This window comes from Microbispora sp. CSR-4, from assembly GCF_008033685.1.
Classification (GTDB): Bacteria; Actinomycetota; Actinomycetes; order Streptosporangiales; family Streptosporangiaceae; genus Microbispora.
On sequence record NZ_VJVX01000145.1, the window covers coordinates 1 to 2,312 of the forward strand.

Annotated in this window: 4 protein-coding genes and 1 tRNA gene; 3 read left to right on the forward strand and 2 right to left on the reverse strand. The window is 64.2% G+C overall.

What is annotated here, in order from left to right; genetic code table 11:
• The first annotated feature begins 749 nt into the window (after positions 1-749).
• The 3 genes from FLV34_RS39040 to FLV34_RS39050 are packed head-to-tail and all read left to right on the forward strand — an operon-like array spanning position 750 to position 1,837.
• On the forward strand, positions 750-1,103 hold the full coding sequence (locus FLV34_RS39040) for a hypothetical protein (RefSeq protein ID WP_147945562.1): 354 nt from the start codon (positions 750-752) through the stop codon (positions 1,101-1,103).
• Positions 1,096-1,359 (forward strand): hypothetical protein, encoded by a 264-nt coding sequence (locus FLV34_RS39045; RefSeq protein WP_142619170.1) that lies wholly within the window; start codon positions 1,096-1,098, stop codon positions 1,357-1,359. Before FLV34_RS39040 ends, FLV34_RS39045 begins: the two co-directional genes overlap by 8 nt.
• Before the next feature lie 55 nt (positions 1,360-1,414).
• Positions 1,415-1,837 carry a hypothetical protein gene (locus FLV34_RS39050; protein WP_222709800.1) on the forward strand — a complete coding sequence of 141 codons (423 nt, stop codon included), beginning with the start codon at positions 1,415-1,417 and terminating at the stop codon, positions 1,835-1,837.
• Between the two features lie 40 nt (positions 1,838-1,877).
• On the opposite strand, the gene FLV34_RS39055 is transcribed toward FLV34_RS39050, so the two are convergent.
• A tRNA-Ser gene (locus FLV34_RS39055) sits at positions 1,878-1,951 on the reverse strand.
• Positions 1,952-2,143: 192 nt separating this feature from the next.
• Positions 2,144-2,293 carry an integrase core domain-containing protein gene (locus tag FLV34_RS43570; protein WP_369074152.1) on the reverse strand — a complete coding sequence of 50 codons (150 nt, stop codon included), beginning with the start codon at positions 2,291-2,293 and terminating at the stop codon, positions 2,144-2,146.
• Positions 2,294-2,312: the final 19 nt, after the last annotated feature.

Here is a 2,312-nt window from a genome sequence, read left to right on the forward strand (position 1 = left end):
TTGGGGATACTTCCTCGGGGCTGGCATCGTGACGTGATTCTCCCTTCCGCCAGCAGATGATGCTGGCTTCAGGGCCTCCACGAAAGTCGGAGTGGTTCAACCCCGAGTTCCGTGACGTTCGGCGAGCTCGCAGCCCGCATCACGGAGTGCATGGAGGGTTGAAACGCGACGGGCCGGCCTGTCCCGTATCTAGTCGTCTATCTCGTTGGATGGACTGACGATTGAGCCCTTGCCCGGCTTGGTCGTGATCAAGCCTCTCTGCCCCTACCTTTTTGAATACGTCTGATCGAGATGTGAGGCGAAGGTGGCGCCTCGCTGGCCCCGCCCCTCGGCCTTCAGGCCCCAGCCGTCGCAGGCTGTCCACCAAAGCTGATGCTCGTGGAACGGACGGCAGGCCAGCGGTCCCTGGGCGGGGAACTGACCCAAGCTGATCGTCCGCCATGGCAGACCATAGGCCAGTACGTGTCAGAGGGGAAGATCTTGGCTCTACCGAAAGTGAGCCACCACTACTGATCATTGGTGCTCCAGGGTTGTCGATCGTCCGACGGCACGCTGAAGCCGACGCCGGAGCTGGAGGCGGGCTCGTCAGCCGGCAGAGGTCTATTCTGACGACGAGGCGCAACCGAATCCGCCAGCCGCGGTCGTAGGAAGTCGGCCCCACCCATGTCGGACCTTTGACCTGCGGTTTCAGGGTGCGAAGGGTTCCGTCATGGCGGTAGCGTGCAGGCGTAACAGCTTGGAGGTCAACGATGCCCCCCCCGCATCAAGACAACGAGGCACTGATCCCCCGCCCGCCACTTACCACCGCCGCCCTCAGGGCAGCAGTCGCCCAGATCGCTCCCGCATATCTCAACCAGTTCGTCGACCACCTCGATCAGGCGACAGAGCAGGCGGCGCGCCAGAGCACCGTGGCACCTCTGCAGAACTTCATACAGCAGTGGGGTGAGTTCGTGGCGATACACCGTCGTCCCGCCCTAGCGGCCCGCCTCCGCGCGTTGGAGACGGAAGTCGCCGCCGCGACCGACAGGACCAAACTGGACAGAGCCCTGGCCGAGATCAACGAGATCACAGCGTCCGCACGCCAAGAGGCAGTTGGTGACTGACGCCTGGACCTGGGAGTACAACCCCGACGCCGAGCATGTCATTGCCGGGTTTCCCCCGACCGTCATCCTCGAGGTCGAGCGGCTTGCCGACCAACTCGCAATCCTCGGAAGGGATGCGGTCCATGCCGGTAGAGGCCCGTTGCATGGTGGAGGCCTTCGGACACTCGATCTGTACGGCGGCCGCGGCTTCCTCAACTTCATCGTTGCGGAGCATCTGCGCCTTGTGCTGATCGTTCGCGTTACCTGGATGGATTGACGCCACCTCGCGCGCACCACAGCGGGCCCGAACGCTTCCAGCAGACCATGAAAAAATGGCTGCGCGCCCAGCCCGATCAGCCCACTACGATCACCGGCTTACAAACCCTCATCGACCGCTTCACCGACGCCTACAACCACCCCGCACCCACCGGTCGCTGCCACACCGGGCCCCCCCCGCCACGGCCTACAGCACCCGGCCCAAGGCCCAACCATCCGGCACCCGCGACGGCGACACCCATACCCGGGTCCGCCACGACCGCGTCGACCACACCGGCGTCGTCACCCTGCGGATCAGCGGCCGGCTCCACCACATCGGCATCGGACGAACCCACGCCCGAACCCACGTCATCCTGCTCGTCGACGATCTCCACGTCCGCGTGGTCAACGCCACCACCCGGCAGCTCCTCCGCGAGCTGACCATCGATCCCACCCGCGACTACCAACCCCAGTACACAAAGAAACCCCCGAACCCGTAGGTTCGAGGGTTTCCGATGTCTTGCGACATCACGAGAGCGGAGAGCGTGGGATTCGAACCCACGAGACCGGTCACCCGGCCTAGCGGTTTTCAAGAGCACTACGGTTACTCCGCCCATACCAACGCTGACCTGCCATTCAGCATCAGACGATGCGGCGGCTAAGAAAGATCATCCCGCACATATCCCGCGCTCGCCGTCCGTGCGGCCGGCTGGTAGGTCACTCGCCGGGAGGTCTCGTTCTTGCCGATTTTGACCGGGTCAACGGGTCGGACAGGGTGAACCGCGCCGAGTTTCGTGGAGGCCGGGTTAGCTGGCTGGGGTGAGGATAGCCGTGGCGGTTTGTGTTCGGTAGTGGGTCTCGAATTCGGCTGGTGGGAGGTCGTTGCAGGCGCTGTGGAGGCGCCGGTTGTTGTACCAGTCGACCCATTCCATGGTGGCGATCTCGACGTCGTCCAGGCCGTTCCACGGGCCGCGC